Here is a 21,429-nt window from a genome sequence, read left to right on the forward strand (position 1 = left end):
CAGTGTCGGACATTAAAGTGATATGCACAAGCGATAAGAACGTGGCATTGACCTTTACCTGGGACGGGTTTACCCCGTTCCACCTGGTAGACATAGAGGGCATATACGGGATAGAAAGCAACGTGGTAACAAGCGAGAACACCACCACGGACGGCAGCACCTACCAGGGAGCCACGGCAAAGGAAAGAAACATTGTGCTGACCGTGGAAATGGATGGGGACTATAAGGAGAACCGAAACCTTTTATACCGCACGTTCCCCATAAAACGGACCGGGACCATGCAGTATATAGAGGACGGGGAAGCCAAGACTATTGATTATGAGGTTGAAAACATCCTGCCGGGAGCCACAACGGGCGTGGTGCGTGACTATACCATTTCCCTAAAATGCACGGACCCGTATTTCAAGGACCTGGCAGACATTGAAGTGGTGATGGCATCATGGGTGAGTGATTTCTTTTTCCCGGCGTGCTTCCCGGAAGAGGGCGTTATATTTGGGCACCGGGAAGCTGAATTGGTAAAGGAAATTGAAAATGACAGCGGAGCCGACAATATCGGCATTGTGGTAATCTTCCATGCGGACGGTGCCGTGAAGAACCCGGCCATATACCATGCCGAAAGCGGAGAATTTACAAAGGTTGGATATACGGAGAACAATTTCACCATGGCATCCGGCCAGTACGTCATCATAAACACTTATACCGGGAAAAAGAACATATACCTTTTGGACGGCGTGACCCAGGCGGAGATTGAGAACCATAAAAACAATTATGGGGTGATTGATTGGGATGCCGTGATTGAACGGTACGGAACCGTGATAAATGAATACCTGGATGAAGATGGGGACTTTATACAGTTGCAGGATGGGACCAACACCCTTGCCTATTCGGCGGATGAGGGCGTGAACTATCTTTCCATATCTGTATATTACAGAATTTCATATTTGGGGGTGTAGGAATGGAAATACACGTCTATGACAGAAACCTTAGACGGTTGGGGCACATTGAGAACCACACGTCCCTACAGTGGCACAGAAAATATTATGAATGTGGGACATTTGAACTTCACTGCCCGGTGACGGCGGAAAATCTTAGGCTTTTGAAGCCTGGGAACGTCATTGCCAAAGGGGACAACAAACTGGAAGCTGCCGTGATACGGGGGGACCAGACGGAAGAGGAAAGCACGCTTGTAAATGAGATTACCAGGAATGGAAAGTTTCTTCCCGTGTACCTGGGGGACCGTCTGACCGGGCCGCTTTTCAATTACAGCGGAACCGTGGAAGATGCCATGCGTTTTATGTTGGGCAGGATGGCAGCAGTTCCCCTATTGCAGATTGCGGAGGGGACCGGGGACAAGACAAAAATACAGTTCCAGGCCACTTACAAGAACGTCCTGGAATACCTCACCAAACTGGCGAGGTATGCGGAAATCGGGTTCCGTGTGGTGCCGGATTTCAAGAAAAAGACCATGACCTTTGAAACCTATAAGGGCATAGACAGAACCCAGGCACAAGGGAAAAATCCCAGGGTCATCTTTTCGGAAAGTTACGATAATCTGAACCAGGCAAAGCATAATTACAGTGACGAAAGCATGAAAACCAAAGTAATTGTGGGAGGGGCAGGGGAGGGGTTGAACCGTGTCTATGTGACCGTGGGCGGCGGAAGCGGTTTTGATTTACGGGAGGTTTTTCTGGATGCAAAGGACATAAACAAGGATGAACTGACGGAAGCGGCATACCTGGCCGCATTGCGGACCAGGGGGCAGGAATACCTAAACGAAAACAAGGTATTTGAAAACTTTGAAGCTGAAGCCGAAGCGGACGTGAATTTCACCTACCAAAAGGATTATGACCTGGGGGACGTTGTGACCGTCAAGAAGAAAAAATGGGGCACGTCACAGAATCTACGGATAACGGAACTTTGCGAGGTTTACGAATACGGGGGGATGTACGTTGTCCCCACGTTTGGGGATGCCCTGCCCACGGCAATAAAATGGGACGATTAGGGGAAAGGAGGAAAAGACAATGGCAGTAAGGGGTTTCTTCTACAACGCCACGGATTTGAACGATAAGGAGCGCAGATACAACGGCCAGGACATGAACGAAGATAAGGCACCTTTCTACAAAGAGGGCGTTGTATACGGCCATTTGCAAGTCACGGCAGGGGACGGGATGGAAGTAAGGGTGGACGGCGGAAGCCGCAGAGGGTACGCATATATCAATCTTCACACCATACACAATACCGCCGTCCTGCCGCTTACCGTGAGCCAGGCAAGCGGAACACTTCCAAGGATTGACCGGGTGATTGTGAGGAATGACGAAACGGAGCGCAGGCCGAGCATATTCATCCGGGAGGGGGCGTTTTCAAGCAAGCCGCAGCCGCCAGGGCTGATAAACAATGACGTAATCCAGGAAAAGAGCCTGGCCCGTGTCTATGTGAGGGCCGGGGCGGTGGCGATTACCCAGGCGGACATAACGGACGAAAGGGCGGACGATTCCGTGTGTGGGTTCGTGGCTTCACAGTTCAAGGAACTGGATTTCTCACAATTCCTTTCACAGTTCAACGCCTGGTTCGCAGAGGTAAAAAAGGCAATGGAAAAAGACCACGCCGCTTTTGTGAAAGAGTATACCGAACTTATCCGGGATTTCATGGATGGCCGGGAAGCTGATTTGGAGCAGTTCAACGCCTGGCTTGCCAAAGAGAAAAAGGCAATGGAAAAAGACCGTCTTTCCTTTATGGAGGAATACGCCGGGATGACAAAGGATTTCATGGAAACCCAGGCGGCGGAATGGGAAAAGTGGTTCCAGGGAAAGCAGGATGAACTTGCCGGGGACGTGGCCGGGAAATTGCAGTTGCAGATTGACGGCCTTAGAAAGAAAGTCCATAACATGGCGTTCAAGCTATGGATTGCCTACCGTCTGGAAAGCATCCAGGGAGCCGTTACCCTCACGCTTACCAACACCACAACGGGGAGCATCCAGACGGCGGATTTCACGGAAAGCGGAATTGGATTCTACATCACGGAAGCCGGGGACTATACCGTGAGAACCAACAAAGGGGGCGTTGTGGCAACGCCTAACAGATTTTCTGTTGACAATGTGGACCTGATGCACACAATGACCGTTTCCTTGCGTGACGGGGCAGATAGGGGCTATATCGGCAACTATATGGGTGCCTACATACAAAGGCAGACAGTAAGGCTTTATATAGCCTATCTGTTGGAGAGCATCCAGGAAGCCGTTACCCTCACGCTTACCAACACCACAACGGGGAGGGTGCAGACGGCGGCGGTTTCAGAAAGCGGCGTTGGCTTCCATATCCAGGAAGCCGGGGACTATATCGTGGAAACGAACATGGAAGCCGTGATGCCCATACCAAGGACGTTTTCTGTTGGAAACGTGGACCATATGCCGCCAGGGTATACAATGACCGTTTCGTTGCGTGAGTGTGCCAATATGGCCTATATAGGCAACTATATTGGAACCCATATATTAAGTTAAAAAGAAAGTGAGGTAAGAGGATGAAAGGATTTCCTAAAGTAATCAAAACAAAGTCGGACCTGGTAAACACGTTCAAGATGGCGAAGAAAGGGAGCCTTAAAAAGTCGGATTGGTTGGAAGCCGTGGCGAAACTGGAAAATCAGAACTGGATTATGTGCCCGGTCATCAATCTGTCAGAGGACAGAAAGGCGGTCACAATCATGTTTTGTGCCGAAGCGGCAGCAGGGCAGAGGGTCAAAAACGGGGCGGTTTATCCGACCATACAGAGCGTTGAAACGGTGGAGGTGGATAAACATACCACCGACACGGAAAACGCCGCCACAGAGGGCCAGGAAGCGGCAAGGGAGGGCACGGGAAGCGGCCAGGCGGCAGCAGGGCAGCAGAATACCACAACCCACACTATACTGAACCTTTCCAAAGCCGTGAATATCGGCACAATGGAAATCGGCATCCCGGCGGCGGTGACGTTCTATGACCGCCTGGGGATTTCCAGGGAGGAAGTAGAGGAAATGAAAGGAGAATTGGAAGCGTGAGCAGATTATTTGTGTATGATGAAAATATGTTGGATGAACGGGCGAAGATTACCGTTGCAAAGATGGCGGCCATTTCTGATATTGTGGCCCCGGACAAGGCGTACATCCAGTACAGCGGACGGGGAGAAATCACAGTCATTGGCGGATGCGTGATTGCGGTGGGTGAAACGTCCGTGTTCAAGACGGCGGAAACCATACTTACAAAGGAAAATCTGGACCAGGGAAGCGATTTTGCACATGGCAATGATTATTATATCTATATTTGTGACCCGGGAACGGATGACCAGGACGAACAGTATTTGATTTCGTTAAATTCCACGTTCCCGGACGGCGAGGGATGGGACGATACCAACACCCGGAAGATTGGCGGATTCCATTATGGCCGTGTGAGGAATACGGACGAATACGGCAGGCCAATCAATACATCCGGGGCGGTAAGGGGTGCCGGATGGGAGGGGAATACCCGTGTGGATATTATCCCAAATTCCGTATGGACCACGAAGCACCGCCCTAAATGTGACCCGTCCGGCATGGTATACCTGGGGAACGCTTTATGGGGTGACATCTACCTTTCCAGTGATGACGGAGCCAATGGATTACAGTCTGTCTATTGCGGCACGCCTATCACGGGTACGGAGGGCCTTAACTGGTATATTGCAGGGGAAAGGGCAAGGCGTGTGGGGAAGCGTCTGCCGGATTACATGGAATTTACCGTGGCAGCAGACGGAAGCCCCCAGGGGTTGGATGATTCCAACACAAACGGGTGGACGGCAACCGCCAACAAGGCAAGAACCGCCGTTGGGAACATTGCAAACGCCGTGAGTGCCTTAAATATATGTGACCTGGTGGGGAACGTGTGGAAATGGTTGGTTGAACTGTTACATGACCCAACGGGGACATCCTGGGCGTGGCATAATGTGTTAGGCAACGGTTACGGCCAGGCGTATATGGCGAACAGTACGGGCTTGCGCGCCCTCATTGGCGGCGGCCTTTGGTACGACGGCGTGCGTTGCGGTTCACGGGCCGTCTATTGCGGCAATGTTCCGTGGGGCGTGTACACGGGCGTTGGCGTGTGGTGCGTGTGTGACAGTCTGTAAATCTGTTGGGGTGGGCGAAAGCCCAACCCCGACTTGTAAAGGGATGGAGAAATGGCCCAAGAAAAAGAAACAGAAAACAAGCAAACAAACGGTTTCATGGAAAGCATGAAACTATTCCAAAAAGTTTATGATTTCCTGGTTTATATCTTTCCAATCTTAGGACAGCTTCCGAAGTTTGAAAAGTTCGCATTGCAGCTATACATAAAGCAGTCACTTTTTGAACTGGTAAAGGACATAATACGGTTCAGAAAGACGGGAACGAAAAGCCATATATATGCGGCGGACGTGGAACTGGAATTTATACGGGTGCTGATTCGGCTTGCGTTTGACTTGAAATATTCGGCGGTGAACAAACACCGATACGAAGTGGCAAGCCGGAAACTGGCAGAGGTAGGGAAGATATTGGGCGGCATTATCGGGGCCGTGAAAGACGGAAAATGGAAATAAGGAATGAATTTTGGGGAAACTGTTAATTCGCACCCGGCCGGGCTTGCACGCCCTCATTGGCGGCGGCAATTGGAACAACGGCGTGCATTGCGGTTCACGGGCCGTCAATTGCAACAATGTTCCGTGGAACGTGAACACGAACATTGGCGTGTGGTGCGTGTGTGACTAATCAACTTTGCAGACTTAGGGGCCTATGGGCTACTAGCAAGATTTATCAATCATTCTGATAAGTCAGACGGTTTTCCCGTTCCGGCGTTCTGTCCGGACAAAATAGAAAAGGCACCGCCTTTTGAGTAGAAGAATATTTGAAAATTGGTAGGGCAAAATGAAAACAGTTAAGGGGTTACATGAAAAAATGTATACCTTTGACAATGCCAATACATCATTCAAGAAAGCCGCAGCAAACAAGCGGTTCCATGAAGAGGTATTGGCATTTTCCATGTCAAAGGAGGATGAACTATTTAGGGCGTGTGAGGAATTGGAGAACCTCACCTATAAGCAGGGGGAATATACCGTTTTCAAGGTGTGGGAGCCAAAGGAACGGCTTATCATGGCGTTGCCGTTCTATGACAGAGTGGTGCAGCACATGATTGTAAATGCCATAGGGCCGGTATTTGAACAAAGGTTTTATACCCATTCCTATGCGTGCCGTGAGGGGAAAGGGATGCACGCCGCAAGCAACCAACTGTATAAATGGATGTATGAATTGATGACGGCCCAGGGATTGCGGCTATACGGCTATAAAGGGGACATAAGCAAATACTTTGCATCCATTCCGCATGAAGAATTGAAAACGGAAAATAGGCGGTACATAGGGGACAGGAAAGCCCTTTATCTTATGGACAATATCATTGACAAGAACGGGATATTGCCGGACGGCGTGGGCATCCCGGTGGGAAATCTTACATCACAATTATTTGCCAATGTGTACGGGAACCGCCTGGACAAGTTCGTGAAACATACCTTGCATATCAAGTATTACATCCGATACATGGATGACTTTATCATCCTTTCCCCGGACCTGGCACAGCTAAAGGAATGGGTGAAACGGATTGAAGAGTTTTTGGAAGAGGAAATGAAATTGCACTTGAATCCCAAAAGCACCATTCTGTATGCCGGAAATGGGATTGACTTTTGCGGCTATATCCACCACCCGGAATATAGGAAAGTCAGAAAAGCATCCGTCCGGCGGCTGAAAAATGACGTGAAGCACCTGGAAGCCGGGGAACTGGACCGTGAAGCCTTTGAGCGGAAATATAAAAGCCGCCTGGGACACATGGGGCACGCCGACACCTACCACGTTACAAAGGCCATAGAATATGAATTGCTGTTTTGGGAGTGGGAGCAGAGGGAAAGCGGCCTTTTGGTTCCGGCATAAGTGGGTCAGAATTTGAACGCCATGGGCGGTATGATACGGATAAAGCTATTTATGGAGGGTAAGAAAATGGATTTACAAACACTGATTCTTGTAATGAGTATTCCGAGTGCGGTAACTGGTTTCTGCTTTTGGCTCATTGAAGAGAAAATCAAGAAGCAGCAGAAAGAAACGGAGGAAAAAGAAAAAATCCGGGAGAAAAGCGAAGTCTTAATCATTAAAAGCGTGATGGCATCAATCTCACTGGGGGAAGCAACCGCCACGGCCCTAAAGAACGGGCACGCAAACGGGGAAACGGAAGCCGCCTTGCAGTATGCCAGGGAAATAAAGCATGAACAAAAGGACTTCTTAACGGAGCAGGGCATCCGGGGGATTTATTAAAAGGAATCCACACCCAAAAAGGGTTTGGAAATAAAAGAAAAGCGAAAGGAGAAACAGACAATGAAAAATGTAAATTGGGTAAGGAAACTTACAAGCCGTAAGTTGTGGACGGCGGCAGCTTCCTTTGTTTCTATGATGATTGTTGCCACGGGAGGGACGGAAAACACCGCCGCCCAGGTAACGGCACTTATCATGGCCGGGGCATCCGTTGTGGCCTATATCATTGGCGAGGGCTTGACAGATTCGGCCAACGCCGGGATTGAAGTAGGCGTGGAAATCGAGGATGCGGAAAAGGAAGTGTAAGGAATGGAAAAGCAGGATTTCATCAAAAAGATTGCCGGGTATGTGCAGAAATACGCCGCCGCCCACGGGATTGCCGTACACAGCCCCATTATAGCCCAGGCAGTCCTGGAAAGCGGATGGGGGGAAAGCCGCCTGGCGGCGGTGTACCATAATTATTTTGGGCTGAAATGTGGGACAAGGTGGACCGGGAAAAGCGTAAACCTTAAAACCATGGAAGAGTACACGCCGGGAACCCTTACGCAGATTAAGGACAATTTCCGGGTATATGGCAGCATGGAAGAGGGCGTGAAAGGGTATTTTGATTTCATCCAACTGGAAAGATACCATAACCTTAAAGGCATCACGGACCCGGCGGCATATCTGGAAACAATCAAGGCGGACGGGTACGCCACAAGCGGCAAGTATGTGGAAAATACCATGAGGATTGTTTCGCAGTATGATTTAAGGCAATATGACGTGAAAGGGGAAATGGGAATGGCAAAGACAGCAAGTGCCGCACTGGCCCAGGCAAGGGAATGGATTGGCCGGAATGAAGCGGACGGGACCCACAAGGGAATCATAGACGTATACAACGGCCACACGCCGCTTGCCAGGGGCTACAGGGTAAAGTATACGGATGCCTGGTGTGCGACCTTTGTTTCTGCCGTTGCTATAAAATGCGGCTTGACGGAAATTATCCCAACCGAGTGCGGATGCGGCCAGATGATAGAATTATTCCGTGCCAAGGGAGAGTGGCAGGAAAGTGATAGCAGAACGCCGTCCCCTGGGGATGTGATTTTCTATGATTGGGACGATTCCGGGGCCGGGGATTGCACGGGATGGCCGGACCATGTGGGAATTGTTGAGAGCGTGGAGGGCGGAAAGATTACCGTCATTGAGGGCAATAAAAACAATGCAGTTGGCCGCCGTGTCCTGGCCGTGGATGGCCGCTACATAAGGGGGTATGGCGTTCCAAGGTATACAGAGGAAAGCGGAGCGGATGCCGCCGGAAGCGGAGCAAAGACCATGGCCGCCGTTGCAAAGGAAGTGATTGCCGGAGCATGGGGCAACGGTGAAGAACGCAAGGAACGCCTGGAAGCTGCCGGGTATAGTTACCAGGCCGTCCAGGACAAGGTAAACGCTTTACTGAAAGGGAATGAAAAACCCACAAAGAGCGTGGCGGAAGTTGCCAAGGAAGTGATTGCCGGGAAATGGGGAAATGGAACGGAGAGAAAGAAACGCCTGGAAGCTGCCGGGTATAGTTACCAGGCCGTCCAGGACAAGGTAAACGGGTTATTGAAATAATCTGTAAAACAACCGCCTTTTGGAGAAAAACCAGGCCAAAGCAAGGAATAATGATATGTCACGGGATAGGGAACACGTCAAAATGGGCGTGTTCCCTTTTCTTTTAGAAAAATAAAAATATTCCGGGATATGTATTGACATATCCCGGAATATGTAATATAATAAAGACAGTTAAGAGAGATTCTTAACAAATACATGGGCAAGCATAGAAAGGAGAATGGCATGGAAGATATGAGAGAATTCGTAGCATATTGCAGGAAACTTTTAAGAACCATCAACAATATAGAAAAAGCCTTGGAAGATAAAGACAGCGAAAAGGCGTTGGAGTTGGTAAGGGAATTAAAAGAAGATACGCAAAAAGACATTGAAGCGTAAGAAATAGGGGAAACAGAGAGGGCGGCGGACTTGCCAAAACCGCCCAATCCGTTAAAAATATTATAAAAGGATAGTGGGAAAATGGCAAGACCGAAAAAAGAGGATTTCAACCAGATTAAATACCAAAATGAGTTTAACAAGGCCAACTATGATAGGGTGGAAGTCAATATGCCAAAAGGGAAAAAGGCGATTGTAAAGGAAGCCGCAGCGGCAGCAGGGCAAAGCGTAAGCGAATATATAAACCAGGCTATTGATGCAAGGATGGGCCTGGATTAAGATGCCGCCCCGGCAGCAGGACAGCCGCCGGGGGGCAACTAAAACGGCCATGCTGACCATGGGCGGCGTGAGGGTCCAAAGCCCCTACAAACTGTTGATGGGTTGCACTGGTGCAAAAAGTACCTACCAGGGAAGCGTACACGCCTATTCTTCCCAGGTAGGCCGGGAACTAGAAAACCATGCCACGCCCCGGTGAAGTTATCCGGCGTTTAAAAGGTTGTACGATAACACCCGGTATATTGCAAGCTGTCATCCTATAAAGCCGTAGGGCGTGATACGGACGGATGGCCGCTTGCGGTATGCAAAATCACAGATTCATACAAAGGGAGGAACTTAACATGGGAATTTTGAAAAATCTATTCTCTAAAAAGCAGGAAGAGCCAACACCGACACCACAGCCCCAGGAAGAACCCAAAAGGCCAAAAGGGATAATCAAGACACAGCGGCATAAACTGGATAATGTGGAAGCCCACATGGAAGAGATTATGGAACTTGTGGAGGAAAACGAGGACTATAAACTTTCCAAAAAGGAAATCATAGAAAGCGGCCTGGAAGATGAAAAAATCTATGAATATGAATTGTCTGGAAAAATAGAACTTTTGTTCGGGGGGGGGGTAGAACCTATTCAAGCCTTTATGGGTGATGTATGTATTGGAGAAATAAAGAAAGGCAGCAGGGCAAAGGTTAAAAAGTTGATAGAAAGCGGAAGTATCCAGAAGATTGAAGCGGAGGTTTCCGGCGGAAATTATAAAATAGTACGGTATGACAGCGGCAGGGACAAATATTTTTATGATTCGTTAGAAGATGCGTTTTGCATCACCATTGAAATCACTTACCGGGAAGAGATTAAAGAGGATGTAAAAAAATAGGACACTGGGCGGCACGGATTCTTTCCGTGTCCGTTTCTTTTGGAGGGATGATTTCATGGGGAAGCATTTAACTAAAAATGATAGGATAAAGATGGAAACAATGCTTAATTCCGGCCATAAGGTAACGGAGGTTGCGGCGTACTTGCACGTTCATAGAAGCACCATATACCGGGAAATAAAAAGGGGAGAATATACCCATAGAAATAGTGACTATACCGAGGAAGTGAGGTATAGTAGCGATTTGGGGCAAAAGAACCATGATTGGAACGCCCAGGGAAAGGGGCGCAGTCTTAAAATAGGGAATGATATGCCTTTAGCTGAATACATAGAGGATAAGATTGTAAACGATAAGTATAGCCCGGAAGCCGCATTGGCAGCAGTAACCCAAAGTGGGATTGAGTTTAAGACCTCTATCAGTGTGAGGACTTTATATAGATATATAGACAATGGTATTTTCTTAAAATTAACCAATAAGGACCTACCGATAAAAGGGAAGAGGAAAAAGCATAATAAGAAAGTAAAGGTGCAGAAAAGGGCATCCGCCGGGGAGAGCATAGAGAACCGCCCGGAGGAAGTAAAGGACCGGGAAACCTTTGGACATTGGGAAATGGACACGGTAAAGGGAAAGCAGGGCATTACAAAGTCATGTATGCTTGTATTAACAGAACGTAAAACCAGGGATGAAATCATCATTAAGATGCCAGACCAAAAGGCGGCAAGCGTAGTGGAAGCCCTGGACCGGTTGGAAAGGAAATGGGGCGATATGTTCCCTAAAGTCTTTAGAAGCATCACCGTGGACAATGGGGTGGAGTTTGCGGACTATGAGGGGTTAGAGCGGTCTGTTTTGCGTGATGGGGAAAAGCGGACCTTTCTTTTCTATTGTCATCCATATAGCAGTTGGGAGAGGGGCACAAACGAGAATAGTAACCGCCTTATCCGCCGCCATATACCAAAAGGGGAGGACTTCGAGGAAAAGCAGGATAAGGACATAGAGTATATAGAAACCTGGATAAACAACTATCCCAGGGGGATTTTGGGGTTTAAGACTTCCGCCCAACTCTTTGAAGAGGAAATCAAGAAACTGGCCTAAATTTTTTCAAAAAGTTGTTGCATAACTATTGACAAAATGCAGTTGGGAAAAAAGTATCAGAAAAGATTTGACATTTTTATATTTTTGGAATATAATAGAAAATGTCAACGCGGGGTGGAGCAGTCTGGAAGCTCGTCGGGCTCATAACCCGAAGGTCGCAGGTTCAAATCCTGCCCCCGCAATTTTTTCAAGAAGACATTATCAAGGGATATGAGAATCCGGTGATAATGTCTTTTCTATTATTACAAACAAGCGGAAGAATATTAAGAAAGTGAACGAGTGGATATGAGGATGGCTATTTTAGAATATTTACAAAATGAAATATATGATAAAACAGAAAGAAATGTCTGTTGTATTTCCAAAGAATACATATTATAATTTTATAGATATTTCCCTTCCTGCAGGGACATAGAAAGGATTTGAGATGATGATTTATGACAATATATTAGAAGCAATGGGAGGCACCCCTTTAATCCGCTTAAACCACATGCCTGAACCGGAGAGCGCCCAGGTACTAGTGAAATTCGAAGGGCTGAACGTAGGCGGTTCCATTAAGACAAGAACGGCCTATAATATGATAAAAGATGCAGAAGAAAAGGGACTGATTGGGGAAGATACCATTATTGTGGAACCCACCAGCGGCAATCAGGGCATCGGCCTTGCGCTGGTAGGCGCTGTACGGGGCTATCAGACAAAAATCATTATGCCGGATTCTGTCAGTGAAGAGCGCCGCAAGCTGGTGGAGCACTATGGGGCAGAAGTAATTCTGATTCATGATGATGGAAATATTGGCGCATGTATTGAAGAATGCCTGCAGACAGCCCTTTCCATGGCAAAGCAGGATTCCCGGGTATTTGTGCCCCAGCAGTTTGAAAATCCTGCGAATCCTGCCGTGCACCGTTCCCAGACCGGCATTGAGATTTTAGAGCAGGTAAATGGGCCCATTCATGGGTTCTGTTCTGGGATCGGCACCGGGGGCACCATTACCGGAGTAGGAGAGACGATTCGTGAGAAGAATCCTGATATGGAAATCTGGGCAGTGGAGCCGGAGCATGCGGCCATTTTGTCCGGCGGTTCCATTGGGACGCATCTGCAAATGGGAATTGGAGACGGCCTGATTCCGGAAATCCTGAATCAGCAGATCTATAATGAAGTTTGTATTATTACGGATGAGGAAGCCCTTTCCACCTCAAAACGGCTGGCGGCAGAAGAAGGGATTATGTGCGGGATTTCCAGCGGAACCAATGTGGCCGCCGCATTAAAACTGGCAAAAAAATTAGGAAAAGGCAAGACGGTGGTTACAATTCTGCCGGATACGGCGGAGCGGTATTTTTCTACGCCTTTGTTTGAGTAAATGAGCATTGAGTAAAAAAGATAAGGTTTAAAGGCTGCCATTGAGGAAGCCATTGGAAATATAGTTAGATAATTGCCAAAGCAGTCCGCATTTATTTGTCAAAAGTCCCCAGGCTTCCTTACAGCAGATGAAATTATTTTTCAGATGTACAGAACACACTTCCCACAGCAGTGAGATTTTCTGCCAGATCCTTACGGTAAACAGGACTATAGGGATTCAGGCTGTTTATGGTACAGCCAAAGGCAGAGAGATTTCCGGTGGAATGGATATAATCGCCATGTCCGAGATAAAGCGCCACATGTCCGGGAAAATAGAGCAGATCGGCCGGCTGCAGCTGGGAAAGGGGGATTTTCCGGACGGGATAGCCTTCCATCATCACAGCGTCCCGGTAAATGATGATTCCGCACATGTAATAACTCATAAATGCCAGTCCAGAGCAGTCAATTCCTGCGTGGGTTTTGCCGCCCCAGCGGTATTGGACTCCCAGATAGGATTTGGCGTAATGCAAGATGCTCTGGCGGATCTCAGAACAGGGCGCAGACCGCATGTCAGAATAAAGCAGAGAAACCGCGGGGACATACCCGCAGATTTTCTCTGCTGTTTTTATTTTCTGCCATCCGTCCCGGGGTCTGCCCAAAGCAAATACATGGCTTCCCATAAAAAGAGTAGATAATACGGCAGACTGCACTTCCGGCTCTTTCAAAACATCTGTCATTCCCCGGCATAAAACAGACAGACCCATAGGATTCTCTGAGAATTTATCATAATTTTGGCAGCGGCATTCTTCCGGCCCAATGCTGCGGACAGCCGAAGCTTCCATCCATCCTTTGTAACCATAATCTGTGGTGATTTCTAAAAAATCCCCCTGCCGTTTCTGTACAGTTACCATCCATCCAGACAAAACCTCATCGGAGACCGTTTCGGCAGATGGAGTTTCATAAAGAAATGCATTTGGAAGGGTAACAATGACTGTATGCATAATCTCCTCTTTTCTTTCCAAAATATTCGGCCAAACATACGGTTATGCTTAAGAGTCCACTTATTTGCCAAATACTTAGCAGTTCTTCCTGAAATAATGGGAATTTGCTGACAAATCATGTGGCTTACAGGTATATCTATCTTTTGAAAATCAAAAACACTTACAATAATTCCTTATAAAAGGCCAATACATTCTGGTAAAATATTTTATCTATTTCACCTTCGTGAAATCCGGCCTGTTTCAGTTCCCGTTCCAATCGTCCAAGAGAACCGCAGTTTTTCAGTTCCAAATTATTGTCAATACCGTCAAAATCAGAACCAAGCCCGATACATTCTATGCCTCCTACATCCGCAATATGACGGATATGTGCGGCAATGTCGCTGACATACCCATAGAAACGGCCCAATACATCCGTAGTAGCGGTCAGAAACGGCCCATAATAATTGACGCCCACTACGCCGCCGCGTTCTGCAATGCCGCGGATCAGTTCATCTGGCAAATTCCGCCCCCGATGGCAGAGAGAACGGGCATTGGAATGACTGGCGCAAAATGGTTTTTTGGCAAACTGGCAGAGATCCCTGATTCCTGCATCCGATAGATGGGAGACATCAGGAATAACGCCAAGCTCCTCCATCCGCTCCAGGAATTCCCTTCCCAGATGGGTCAATCCCTGAGACTGGGCCAGGCGACTGGCAACGGGTTCCCCGGGAAATCCAAGGCTGTTGGGATAATTCCAGGTAAATGTCATCATGCGGACGCCAAGCTGATAGAATTCTTCCAGTTTCTCCAGGCTGCCCTCACAGGCTTCTCCCTCTTCCAATGTCATAAGCGCAGACATTTTTCCCTGAGATTCATTTTCAAGAATTTCTTCATAGGATGTTACCGGCGCAATCATATCTTGATTTTCCTTCATTTCCTCCTGAAAAATATGTATTTGCTCCTTACAGTCTTTATAAGGAGAAGCAGTTTCTCCGGTGTCGAGAAACATGGCAAAATTCTGGAGCAGATAACCGGAACGTTTCATTTTTTCCAAATCCAGCTGAAACGAGTTGCTGCGCAGCCGGGCATGTTTTCCGCGTTTTCGTTCCCCATAAATCCGGGAAATAGTGTCGCAGTGCATATCTATAATTTTCATAAGGTCGCCTCCATAGGTTTAAACAAGGGCTTTTACACAGGTTAATTATAACATGCGCAACCCTGAGCGGAAAGTAATAATTTGTCGATATTGGAAATTATTGGATTTCCTTGAGCGAGATTTGAATCTTTTTTTGTCCTGCATTCGTTTCATAATAATAGAAAGACATGGATACGAATTTATATGCAGGTGCCGCCGAAAGCCTTCAAGAGACATACAAGACAGAGATTTTATAAACTAAAAGTAAGATAAGTGTAAGATAAAATTATATTTATTTTAAGAAATAACTGATAAAATAACAAAAAAGCAATTCAGGAAAGGGAGGAAGCAGGTTGGAAAAGTTAATCAGAGTTCAGGATATGTGTAAAGTCTACAATCCCGGTGAAAATGAAGTCCGCGCGCTGGATCACGTGGATCTGGAAATTAACAGAGGGGAATTTGTGGCGATTATCGGACATTCCGGCTCCGGAAAATCTACGTTGATGAATATGCTGGGATGTCTGGACGTGCCCACCTCAGGAACTTATTATCTCAATGGAAAAGATGTGTCAGCCATGAAGGACAATCAATTATCCGAAATCAGAAATCAGGAAATTGGATTTATTTTTCAGGGATTTAATCTGATTGCAAACCTGAACGCCATGGAAAATGTAGAACTGCCTCTGATTTACCGTGGAATTGGAAAAGGAGAGCGGCACAGAATGGCAAAGGAAGCGCTTCTGAAGGTAGGGCTGGAAAAACGTATGGATCACAGACCCTCTGAGATGTCGGGAGGGCAGCAGCAGAGAGTGGCCATTGCAAGAGCCATTGCTGCAGAACCGCCGGTGATTCTGGCAGACGAACCCACCGGCAATCTGGACTCTGCTTCCACCCGGGAAATTATGGAGATTTTAAAAGAACTGCACCAGGCAGGCAGAAGCGTCATTCTGATTACCCATGACAACGATATTGCCAAACAAGCCAAGCGGGTGGTCCGGATTTTGGACGGCAGAATTGTGGAGGATTATTATAATGAAAATTAATGGTTTTAAGCTGAGAAAAACACAGGAGGGAAAAAGCATGAAGAAAAGGAAAAAAATCTGGAAAATCGTGATACCAGTGGCCGTCGTAGCAGTCATTATCTGCATTATGGGAATTAACACTGCCAGAAACGCTCAGGAAGTCATAACAAACGCCATGAAGGTAGAAAGCATAACCGTAGAAAAAGGAAATGTATCAGAAACAGTGGAAACCAATGGAACCGTTGTCAGCGGCGAACAGAAGACGATATTTTCCCCAGTCAATGCAGAAGTGGAGACAGCCGATTTTCAGACAGGGGATCTGGTGAAGGAAGGCCAGAAGCTGGTAACCTTTGACTTAAAGGATCTGGAAGATCAAAATCAAAAAGCGGAACTTACCGTAAAAGCAAATCAGCTTGGATATCAGGATACCGTAAACAAGTCCAATGAAGCGGCAGTAAGACAGGCCCAGGCTCAGGCTCAGGTGAATTCCCTTCAGGGTCAGGTGGATGCAAAAAATCAGGAAATTGCGGATTTGACCGCAGCTATTTCCGGTGAAGCAAAAGCCCAGGAAGAAGCAACAAAGCAAGAGCAGGAAGAGCTGAAAGCTCAACAGAAGGAACTTCAGAAAGAATTAAAAAAAGCAGAGAAGGCTTTAGAGAAATCCAAAGCTGCCTATGACAAAGCAGTAATGGAACAGCAGACTGCACAGGTGAATTTTGATGCGGCAGCGGCTTCTGGAAATGAGGAAGGATTAGAGGCGGCACGGGAAGCATTGAACGGAGCAAATGAAAAGCTGGCAGAGACAAAAGCAGCTTATGAGGCAGCCCAGGAGCTTGTAAATAATCTCAATACCCAGGCAGCCGCATTACAGCCGCAATCGGCGGATTTGACCCTGGGAGCCGTAGCTGGCACAACAGAACTGCAGCAAAAGCTGGAAGCAGCCCAGGCAGAACTGGCAGAGCTGCAGGCAAAGCTGGAGGGGCAGAAATCCCTTGCCGAAGCAGATGCAGGAACCTTAAGCAGCGCGGCAAGGGCCCAGATGCAGACCAATAATAACCTGGCAGAGCTGGAAAGCAAATCTTTGGAGGAGCTGATTTTGCAGGGACAGCAGGGAATCTCTGCAGAATTCAACGGCGTTATTTCAGATAAACAGGTGGTGGAAGGCGCTACTGTTTCACAGGGAATGCAGCTATTTACACTGCAGAGCATTGACAATGTGAATGTAGAAATTACGCTGTCCAAAAATGTTTATGATAAAGTAAAGGAAGGACAGAAAGCAGAAATTACCTTTGCAGGGAATACCTATGAAGGAACCGTCAGCAGGATCAGCAGGATTGCAGAAAACGGGATGGCAGGAACCAATCAGGCGGCTGTGGCTGCAGCTGGAATTCAGGCTACGGTGCATTTGGATCATCCCGATGATAATATTTTCCTGGGAGTGGATGCGAAAGTAAAGATTCTGGCGGCAGAGGCAAAGGATGTGGTAATTCTTCCCATTGAAGCAGTTAATATCGGAAAAGACGGAACCTTCTGTTGGATCAATGAAGATGGAATTTTGGCAAAGCGCGCCATTACAACAGGCGTAACCTCCGATGAATGTGCGGAAATTACGGAAGGAATTGAGGAAGGCGAGCAGGTGATTGCAGATCCTGGAAACCATGAAGAAGGCGATATGATTACGGTGACGGAACAGGAACAGCTGAAAGAACAGGAATGACACAACGAAACCATAGGAATCTATCAAGTAATGCAGCAGAAAATTCACATCAAATATGAGGTATTGAAATGGGAAATATGGCAGAATATGTCAAAATGGCATTTAAGAATATAACTGCAAATAAGGGCCGATCCTTCCTCACTATGCTGGGCATTATTATCGGAATTTCTTCTGTTATCATGGTAATGTCAGTAGGTGAAGGAACTGCCAACGCCATGAATTCGGAAGTGGCAGACCTTGGCACCGGCCAGATCAGCGTGTATTGCAGCGATGATGCAATGACAGAAGAGGCATGGATTACATCGGAGGATTTGACCGCAATCAAGGAACAGTTAGAGGGAGTGGACGGAGTAACGCCCAATGACAGCAGTTCAGGAAGCACCTTAACCGGCAAAGGAGAATTTGTGGTGCAGCTAAACGGCGGAACGGAAGATATGCAGAAATCCATGAATTATAATATGAAAAGGGGCTCTTATTTTACATCCGCAGATACGGAAGAAGGAAACCGTGTCTGCGTCATTACAGACAATGATGCAAAACGTCTCTTTGGGTCTGATGATGTGGTGGGCATGGACATTGAAGTAACCATTAATGAGATTACCGGCAGCTATCGGATTGTGGGGGTAACCCAACAGAAGGAGAACGGCGGCTTTGTCAGTTATACTTACGAAGGGATGCCGGTAACGCTGGATGTGCCTTATACTTCCTTTGAGCATTTTGGCTGGGAAAGCGATTCCTTTTACTCTGCCACGGTGTTTGCAAATGACAAGGCCAGCGGGGAAGAAGTGGCAAAGGACATCATTCATTTGTTGGAAACCAGGCACCGGTGCGCCGGAGAGGATTATTATCAGATTCAGAGCTTTCAGGATATGGTGGCGGAATTGAATACGATGCTTGCCATTGTAACCACATTTATTTCCTGTGTGGCCGCCATTTCCCTGATTGTAGGAGGGATCGGCGTTATGAATATTATGCTGGTGTCTGTGACAGAGCGCACCAGAGAAATTGGAATCCGCAAATCCCTGGGCGCTAAAACTTCATCCATTCTGATGCAGTTTCTGGCGGAGGCGGCAATTCTTACGATTGTAGGCGGAATTATCGGCATTCTTCTGGGGCTGCTGGGAGCGGTAGGAGCCTGCGGCCTGATGAGCGCTTCCATGGGCAGCACCATTCATCCAGGCATTAAAGTCAGCACCATTCTGGGGGCAACGCTGTTTTCCTGCGGCATCGGCGTGTTCTTTGGAATTTATCCTGCCAGAAAAGCGGCAAAGCTAAGCCCGATAGAGGCGCTGCGGAGAAATTAAAGGCTCTTGTCAAATGGCCCAATCTATCCTGCGATTCATCCGGCGTCACGGCGATACCTTGCGGTTTGGGTAAATTTGTCATGCAGGAAAACTTTCTTTTTCAAAGAGAATATGTTAACATAAACAGAAGACAAACAGGTAAATATTCAATCGTATCAATCAGGGAGGAATCAGCATGGCAAGTCAGGACAGGGAAGCAAAAATTGCAAAATTTCTGGATATGGTAGCAGGGTCAGACAATATTGTTTTTTTCGGCGGCGCAGGAGTGTCCACAGAAAGCGGAATTCCGGATTTTCGCAGCGTAGACGGGCTCTATAATCAGCAATATGATTATCCGCCGGAAACCATACTAAGCCATACCTTTTACAGACGGAACACAGAAGAATTCTATCGGTTCTACCGGAATAAAATGCTATGTCTTAACGCAGAGCCCAATATGGCCCACAAGAAGCTGGCGCAGCTGGAAGCTGCGGGAAAAGTGAAAGCGGTAATCACTCAGAATATTGACGGCCTTCATCAGCTTGCAGGAAGCAAAAAAGTCCTGGAGCTTCACGGAAGCGTTCACCGGAACTACTGTGAATCCTGCCATCAGTTCTATGATGCGGAATATGTACTGAACAGTAAAGGAGTGCCCCATTGCGAAGCATGCGGCGGAGATTTGAAGCCGGATGTGGTGCTGTATGAGGAAGGGCTGGACAACCAGATCATTCAGGAAGCGGTTGTGTATATCAGTCAGGCAGATATGCTGATTATCGGAGGAACCTCCCTTGCCGTTTATCCGGCTGCAGGGCTGGTAGACTACTATCAGGGAAAGAAACTGGTATTGATTAACAAAACGCCAACCCCCAGAGACAGCATGGCAGATCTTGTTCTGCAGGAAAGCATTGGCGAATTATTTGGGAAAATTGCAGTCTGAGGTTCTATAAATGTTCGGAATGCATACAGGCTGCATAGATGCGTATGCTGAGATACAATAGTGAAATAAAAGGAGGAAGCGTATGCCAATACCATTTGAAATAGGAGATATTGTACGGCTGAAAAAGCAGCATCCCTGCGGCAGTAACGAGTGGGAGGTGCTTCGGGTAGGGGCAGATTTCCGCCTGAAATGCTTAGGATGCGGACGCCAGATTATGATTCCGAGAAAGCAGGTGGAAAAGAATACCAAGGGCATTCGGAAAAAAGAAGACATACAGGACGAAAAATATGAAAATTGCGCAGGAAAAGAGACATAAGAAAAAAATAATAAAAGCGGCAGGTATCTTTTTGTGCCTGCTGCTGGCTTTTTATATCATTCTGGTGAATTTTCTGATAAGCGCGGCATTAGTGCCCTCTTTTATGGAAAAATTAGAGGCTTTTGAACGAATTACAGAGGAAAGCTATGCGGCCCAGGTGCAGACCTCGGATATTAAGGGTAATCGGCAGATGGCTTTGAACGAAACCAGAGAATGGCTGAAAACCGCAGAACACAAAAAGCTTTCTGCAGAAACAGAAGACGGATATACACTGATTGCAGAAGAATTTCCGGCGAAGGAAGCTGATGCAGAAGAGACCAAAACAGAGGAAGCTGACACTGAGGAAGCCGAAACAGCGTCAGACAATAAGGAAGGCGTCAGCGGGAACAATCATAAGTGGGTGCTTCTGCTGCATGGCTATACTGGCTGGAAGGAGGAAATGTACCCCTTCGCCTACTGGTATCACAACCAGGGCTATCATGCCCTTGTGCCGGATTTGCGCTGTCAGGGGGAAAGCGAAGGCGATTTCATCGGAATGGGCTGGACAGATCATTTTGACTGTATGCTCTGGATTGATTATATTCTTTCCCAGGACGAAGAAGCCCAGATTGTAATTCACGGACAATCCATGGGCGCGGCAACGGCGCTGATGATGACAGGCGACGAAATTCCCAGGCAGGTGCAGGCAGTTATTTCTGACTGCTCTTATACCGACGCCTATTCGATGTTTGGAGAAAAAATCAAAGAATGGTTTGGACTTCCTGCCTTTCCCCTGATAGATTCGGCATGCCTGATGCTCCGGCTGAGAGGCGGATATAACCTGAAAGACGCTTCCGCCCTGGAAGCAGTGAAAAAAAGCAGTACGCCTACCCTTTTCATTCACGGAGATTCAGATGCCATGATATCTGTTCAGATGTCCAGGGACCTGTACGAAGCCGCATCTTGTGAAAAGGAGCTTCTGATTGTAGAAGGAGCCGGGCATGGACAGGCACAAGAGAAAGATCCAGATACATATTACCGCAGGATAGCTGAATTCTTAAAATTGCATGTGGAATAACATTTTTTGGATAAAACCCTTGAAAATACAGACGGGTTGTGCTAAGATAATAACTCGTGATATAATATTTTATCCTTGCTCTCAACAGCGATTGAGGGCCGGAGACCAGAAGGAGGTACGATG

At 47.4% G+C, this 21,429-nt stretch carries 24 protein-coding genes and 1 tRNA gene; 23 read left to right on the forward strand and 2 right to left on the reverse strand.

Translation table 11 applies throughout. The annotated features are described in order from the left end of the window. Window positions 1-2 precede the first annotated feature (2 nt). From E5329_RS13775 to cysK, 17 genes are all read left to right on the forward strand, one after another. Window positions 3-953 carry a phage tail family protein gene (locus E5329_RS13775; RefSeq protein ID WP_135990094.1) on the forward strand — a complete coding sequence of 317 codons (951 nt, stop codon included), beginning with the start codon at window positions 3-5 and terminating at the stop codon, window positions 951-953. 2 nt (window positions 954-955) lie between these two features. Beyond that, window positions 956-2,002, forward strand: a complete 1,047-nt coding sequence (locus E5329_RS13780; RefSeq protein WP_135990095.1) for a siphovirus ReqiPepy6 Gp37-like family protein — start codon at window positions 956-958, stop codon at window positions 2,000-2,002. A 19-nt stretch (window positions 2,003-2,021) separates the two neighbouring features. Next, window positions 2,022-3,497, forward strand: a complete 1,476-nt coding sequence (locus E5329_RS30710) for a hypothetical protein (RefSeq protein WP_275443270.1) — start codon at window positions 2,022-2,024, stop codon at window positions 3,495-3,497. 20 nt (window positions 3,498-3,517) lie between these two features. After that, complete coding sequence (locus E5329_RS13790; RefSeq protein WP_135990096.1) at window positions 3,518-4,030, forward strand: hypothetical protein; 513 nt, start codon at window positions 3,518-3,520, stop codon at window positions 4,028-4,030. After that, window positions 4,027-5,127, forward strand: a complete 1,101-nt coding sequence (locus tag E5329_RS13795) for a phage major tropism determinant (RefSeq protein WP_135990097.1) — start codon at window positions 4,027-4,029, stop codon at window positions 5,125-5,127. The genes E5329_RS13790 and E5329_RS13795 overlap by 4 nt, the downstream gene beginning before the upstream one ends. A gap of 51 nt (window positions 5,128-5,178) precedes the next feature. Next, window positions 5,179-5,574 (forward strand): diversity-generating retroelement protein Avd, encoded by a 396-nt coding sequence (gene avd, locus E5329_RS13800; RefSeq protein ID WP_135990098.1) that lies wholly within the window; start codon window positions 5,179-5,181, stop codon window positions 5,572-5,574. Between the two features lie 325 nt (window positions 5,575-5,899). Next, complete coding sequence (locus E5329_RS13805; protein WP_135990099.1) at window positions 5,900-6,952, forward strand: reverse transcriptase/maturase family protein; 1,053 nt, start codon at window positions 5,900-5,902, stop codon at window positions 6,950-6,952. Window positions 6,953-7,018: 66 nt separating this feature from the next. Further along, the gene (locus E5329_RS13810) at window positions 7,019-7,330 is read left to right on the forward strand and encodes a serine/threonine protein kinase (protein ID WP_135990100.1); all 312 of its coding nucleotides are present in this window, start codon (window positions 7,019-7,021) and stop codon (window positions 7,328-7,330) included. A 60-nt stretch (window positions 7,331-7,390) separates the two neighbouring features. Continuing rightward, on the forward strand, window positions 7,391-7,633 hold the full coding sequence (locus tag E5329_RS13815) for a hypothetical protein (RefSeq protein WP_135990101.1): 243 nt from the start codon (window positions 7,391-7,393) through the stop codon (window positions 7,631-7,633). Window positions 7,634-7,636: 3 nt separating this feature from the next. After that, a complete protein-coding gene (locus E5329_RS13820) occupies window positions 7,637-8,917 on the forward strand; it encodes a glucosaminidase domain-containing protein (RefSeq protein ID WP_135990102.1) in 1,281 nt (426 codons plus the stop codon). Between the two features lie 222 nt (window positions 8,918-9,139). Continuing rightward, window positions 9,140-9,292 (forward strand): hypothetical protein, encoded by a 153-nt coding sequence (locus E5329_RS29770; RefSeq protein WP_168356626.1) that lies wholly within the window; start codon window positions 9,140-9,142, stop codon window positions 9,290-9,292. Window positions 9,293-9,373: 81 nt separating this feature from the next. Continuing rightward, window positions 9,374-9,568 carry a hypothetical protein gene (locus tag E5329_RS13825; protein WP_135990103.1) on the forward strand — a complete coding sequence of 65 codons (195 nt, stop codon included), beginning with the start codon at window positions 9,374-9,376 and terminating at the stop codon, window positions 9,566-9,568. Then, a complete protein-coding gene (locus E5329_RS13830; protein ID WP_135990104.1) occupies window positions 9,546-9,764 on the forward strand; it encodes a hypothetical protein in 219 nt (72 codons plus the stop codon). The genes E5329_RS13825 and E5329_RS13830 overlap by 23 nt, the downstream gene beginning before the upstream one ends. A gap of 142 nt (window positions 9,765-9,906) precedes the next feature. Continuing rightward, complete coding sequence (locus E5329_RS13835) at window positions 9,907-10,437, forward strand: hypothetical protein (RefSeq protein ID WP_135990105.1); 531 nt, start codon at window positions 9,907-9,909, stop codon at window positions 10,435-10,437. Between the two features lie 55 nt (window positions 10,438-10,492). Then, window positions 10,493-11,527, forward strand: a complete 1,035-nt coding sequence (locus E5329_RS13840) for an IS30 family transposase (RefSeq protein WP_135990106.1) — start codon at window positions 10,493-10,495, stop codon at window positions 11,525-11,527. A gap of 108 nt (window positions 11,528-11,635) precedes the next feature. Further along, window positions 11,636-11,709 (forward strand) — tRNA-Met (locus tag E5329_RS13845). Window positions 11,710-11,951: 242 nt separating this feature from the next. Further along, window positions 11,952-12,881, forward strand: coding sequence for a cysteine synthase A (gene cysK, locus E5329_RS13850; RefSeq protein WP_330572174.1), 930 nt, complete (start codon window positions 11,952-11,954; stop codon window positions 12,879-12,881). A gap of 133 nt (window positions 12,882-13,014) precedes the next feature. On the opposite strand, the gene E5329_RS13855 is transcribed toward cysK, so the two are convergent. Further along, entirely contained in the window at window positions 13,015-13,860 is an 846-nt protein-coding gene (locus E5329_RS13855; RefSeq protein ID WP_135990107.1) for an SH3 domain-containing C40 family peptidase, read from the reverse strand. Window positions 13,861-14,020: 160 nt separating this feature from the next. Then, window positions 14,021-14,995, reverse strand: a complete 975-nt coding sequence (locus tag E5329_RS13860) for a dipeptidase (RefSeq protein ID WP_135990108.1) — start codon at window positions 14,993-14,995, stop codon at window positions 14,021-14,023. Window positions 14,996-15,354: 359 nt separating this feature from the next. Between E5329_RS13860 and E5329_RS13865 the strand changes: the two genes are divergently transcribed. The 6 genes from E5329_RS13865 (at window position 15,355) to E5329_RS13890 (ending at window position 21,306) form a co-directional block, all read left to right on the forward strand. Continuing rightward, a complete protein-coding gene (locus E5329_RS13865; protein ID WP_135990142.1) occupies window positions 15,355-16,017 on the forward strand; it encodes an ABC transporter ATP-binding protein in 663 nt (220 codons plus the stop codon). Between the two features lie 37 nt (window positions 16,018-16,054). Then, window positions 16,055-17,713: an efflux RND transporter periplasmic adaptor subunit gene (locus tag E5329_RS13870; protein ID WP_168356627.1), complete on the forward strand. Its 1,659-nt coding sequence runs from the start codon at window positions 16,055-16,057 to the stop codon at window positions 17,711-17,713. Window positions 17,714-17,781: 68 nt separating this feature from the next. Beyond that, window positions 17,782-19,017: an ABC transporter permease gene (locus tag E5329_RS13875; protein ID WP_135990110.1), complete on the forward strand. Its 1,236-nt coding sequence runs from the start codon at window positions 17,782-17,784 to the stop codon at window positions 19,015-19,017. 175 nt (window positions 19,018-19,192) lie between these two features. Further along, entirely contained in the window at window positions 19,193-19,933 is a 741-nt protein-coding gene (locus E5329_RS13880) for an NAD-dependent protein deacylase (protein ID WP_135990111.1), read from the forward strand. 82 nt (window positions 19,934-20,015) lie between these two features. Further along, the gene (locus E5329_RS13885) at window positions 20,016-20,249 is read left to right on the forward strand and encodes a DUF951 domain-containing protein (protein WP_135990112.1); all 234 of its coding nucleotides are present in this window, start codon (window positions 20,016-20,018) and stop codon (window positions 20,247-20,249) included. Next, window positions 20,221-21,306, forward strand: a complete 1,086-nt coding sequence (locus E5329_RS13890) for an alpha/beta hydrolase (RefSeq protein WP_135990113.1) — start codon at window positions 20,221-20,223, stop codon at window positions 21,304-21,306. Before E5329_RS13885 ends, E5329_RS13890 begins: the two co-directional genes overlap by 29 nt. Window positions 21,307-21,429 lie beyond the last annotated feature (123 nt).

The sequence above is a fragment of the Petralouisia muris genome, assembly GCF_004793545.1.
Taxonomy (GTDB): domain Bacteria; phylum Bacillota; class Clostridia; order Lachnospirales; family Lachnospiraceae; genus Petralouisia; species Petralouisia muris.

Bases quoted from the DNA above. Each gene is read 5' to 3' on its own strand.
- E5329_RS13780 (WP_135990095.1), top strand. From the start codon at position 956: ATGGAAATACACGTCTATGACAGAAACCTTAGACGGTTGGGGCACATT.
- E5329_RS30710 (WP_275443270.1), top strand. From the start codon at position 2,022: ATGGCAGTAAGGGGTTTCTTCTACAACGCCACGGATTTGAACGATAAG.
- E5329_RS13790 (WP_135990096.1), top strand. From the start codon at position 3,518: ATGAAAGGATTTCCTAAAGTAATCAAAACAAAGTCGGACCTGGTAAAC.
- avd (WP_135990098.1), top strand. From the start codon at position 5,179: ATGGCCCAAGAAAAAGAAACAGAAAACAAGCAAACAAACGGTTTCATG.
- E5329_RS13805 (WP_135990099.1), top strand. From the start codon at position 5,900: ATGAAAACAGTTAAGGGGTTACATGAAAAAATGTATACCTTTGACAAT.
- E5329_RS13810 (WP_135990100.1), top strand. From the start codon at position 7,019: ATGGATTTACAAACACTGATTCTTGTAATGAGTATTCCGAGTGCGGTA.
- E5329_RS13815 (WP_135990101.1), top strand. From the start codon at position 7,391: ATGAAAAATGTAAATTGGGTAAGGAAACTTACAAGCCGTAAGTTGTGG.
- E5329_RS13820 (WP_135990102.1), top strand. From the start codon at position 7,637: ATGGAAAAGCAGGATTTCATCAAAAAGATTGCCGGGTATGTGCAGAAA.
- E5329_RS29770 (WP_168356626.1), top strand. From the start codon at position 9,140: ATGGAAGATATGAGAGAATTCGTAGCATATTGCAGGAAACTTTTAAGA.
- E5329_RS13825 (WP_135990103.1), top strand. From the start codon at position 9,374: ATGGCAAGACCGAAAAAAGAGGATTTCAACCAGATTAAATACCAAAAT.
- E5329_RS13830 (WP_135990104.1), top strand. From the start codon at position 9,546: ATGCAAGGATGGGCCTGGATTAAGATGCCGCCCCGGCAGCAGGACAGC.
- E5329_RS13835 (WP_135990105.1), top strand. From the start codon at position 9,907: ATGGGAATTTTGAAAAATCTATTCTCTAAAAAGCAGGAAGAGCCAACA.
- E5329_RS13840 (WP_135990106.1), top strand. From the start codon at position 10,493: ATGGGGAAGCATTTAACTAAAAATGATAGGATAAAGATGGAAACAATG.
- cysK (WP_330572174.1), top strand. From the start codon at position 11,952: ATGATGATTTATGACAATATATTAGAAGCAATGGGAGGCACCCCTTTA.
- E5329_RS13855 (WP_135990107.1), bottom strand. From the start codon at position 13,860: ATGCATACAGTCATTGTTACCCTTCCAAATGCATTTCTTTATGAAACT.
- E5329_RS13860 (WP_135990108.1), bottom strand. From the start codon at position 14,995: ATGAAAATTATAGATATGCACTGCGACACTATTTCCCGGATTTATGGG.
- E5329_RS13865 (WP_135990142.1), top strand. From the start codon at position 15,355: ATGTGTAAAGTCTACAATCCCGGTGAAAATGAAGTCCGCGCGCTGGAT.
- E5329_RS13870 (WP_168356627.1), top strand. From the start codon at position 16,055: ATGAAGAAAAGGAAAAAAATCTGGAAAATCGTGATACCAGTGGCCGTC.
- E5329_RS13875 (WP_135990110.1), top strand. From the start codon at position 17,782: ATGGGAAATATGGCAGAATATGTCAAAATGGCATTTAAGAATATAACT.
- E5329_RS13880 (WP_135990111.1), top strand. From the start codon at position 19,193: ATGGCAAGTCAGGACAGGGAAGCAAAAATTGCAAAATTTCTGGATATG.
- E5329_RS13885 (WP_135990112.1), top strand. From the start codon at position 20,016: ATGCCAATACCATTTGAAATAGGAGATATTGTACGGCTGAAAAAGCAG.
- E5329_RS13890 (WP_135990113.1), top strand. From the start codon at position 20,221: ATGAAAATTGCGCAGGAAAAGAGACATAAGAAAAAAATAATAAAAGCG.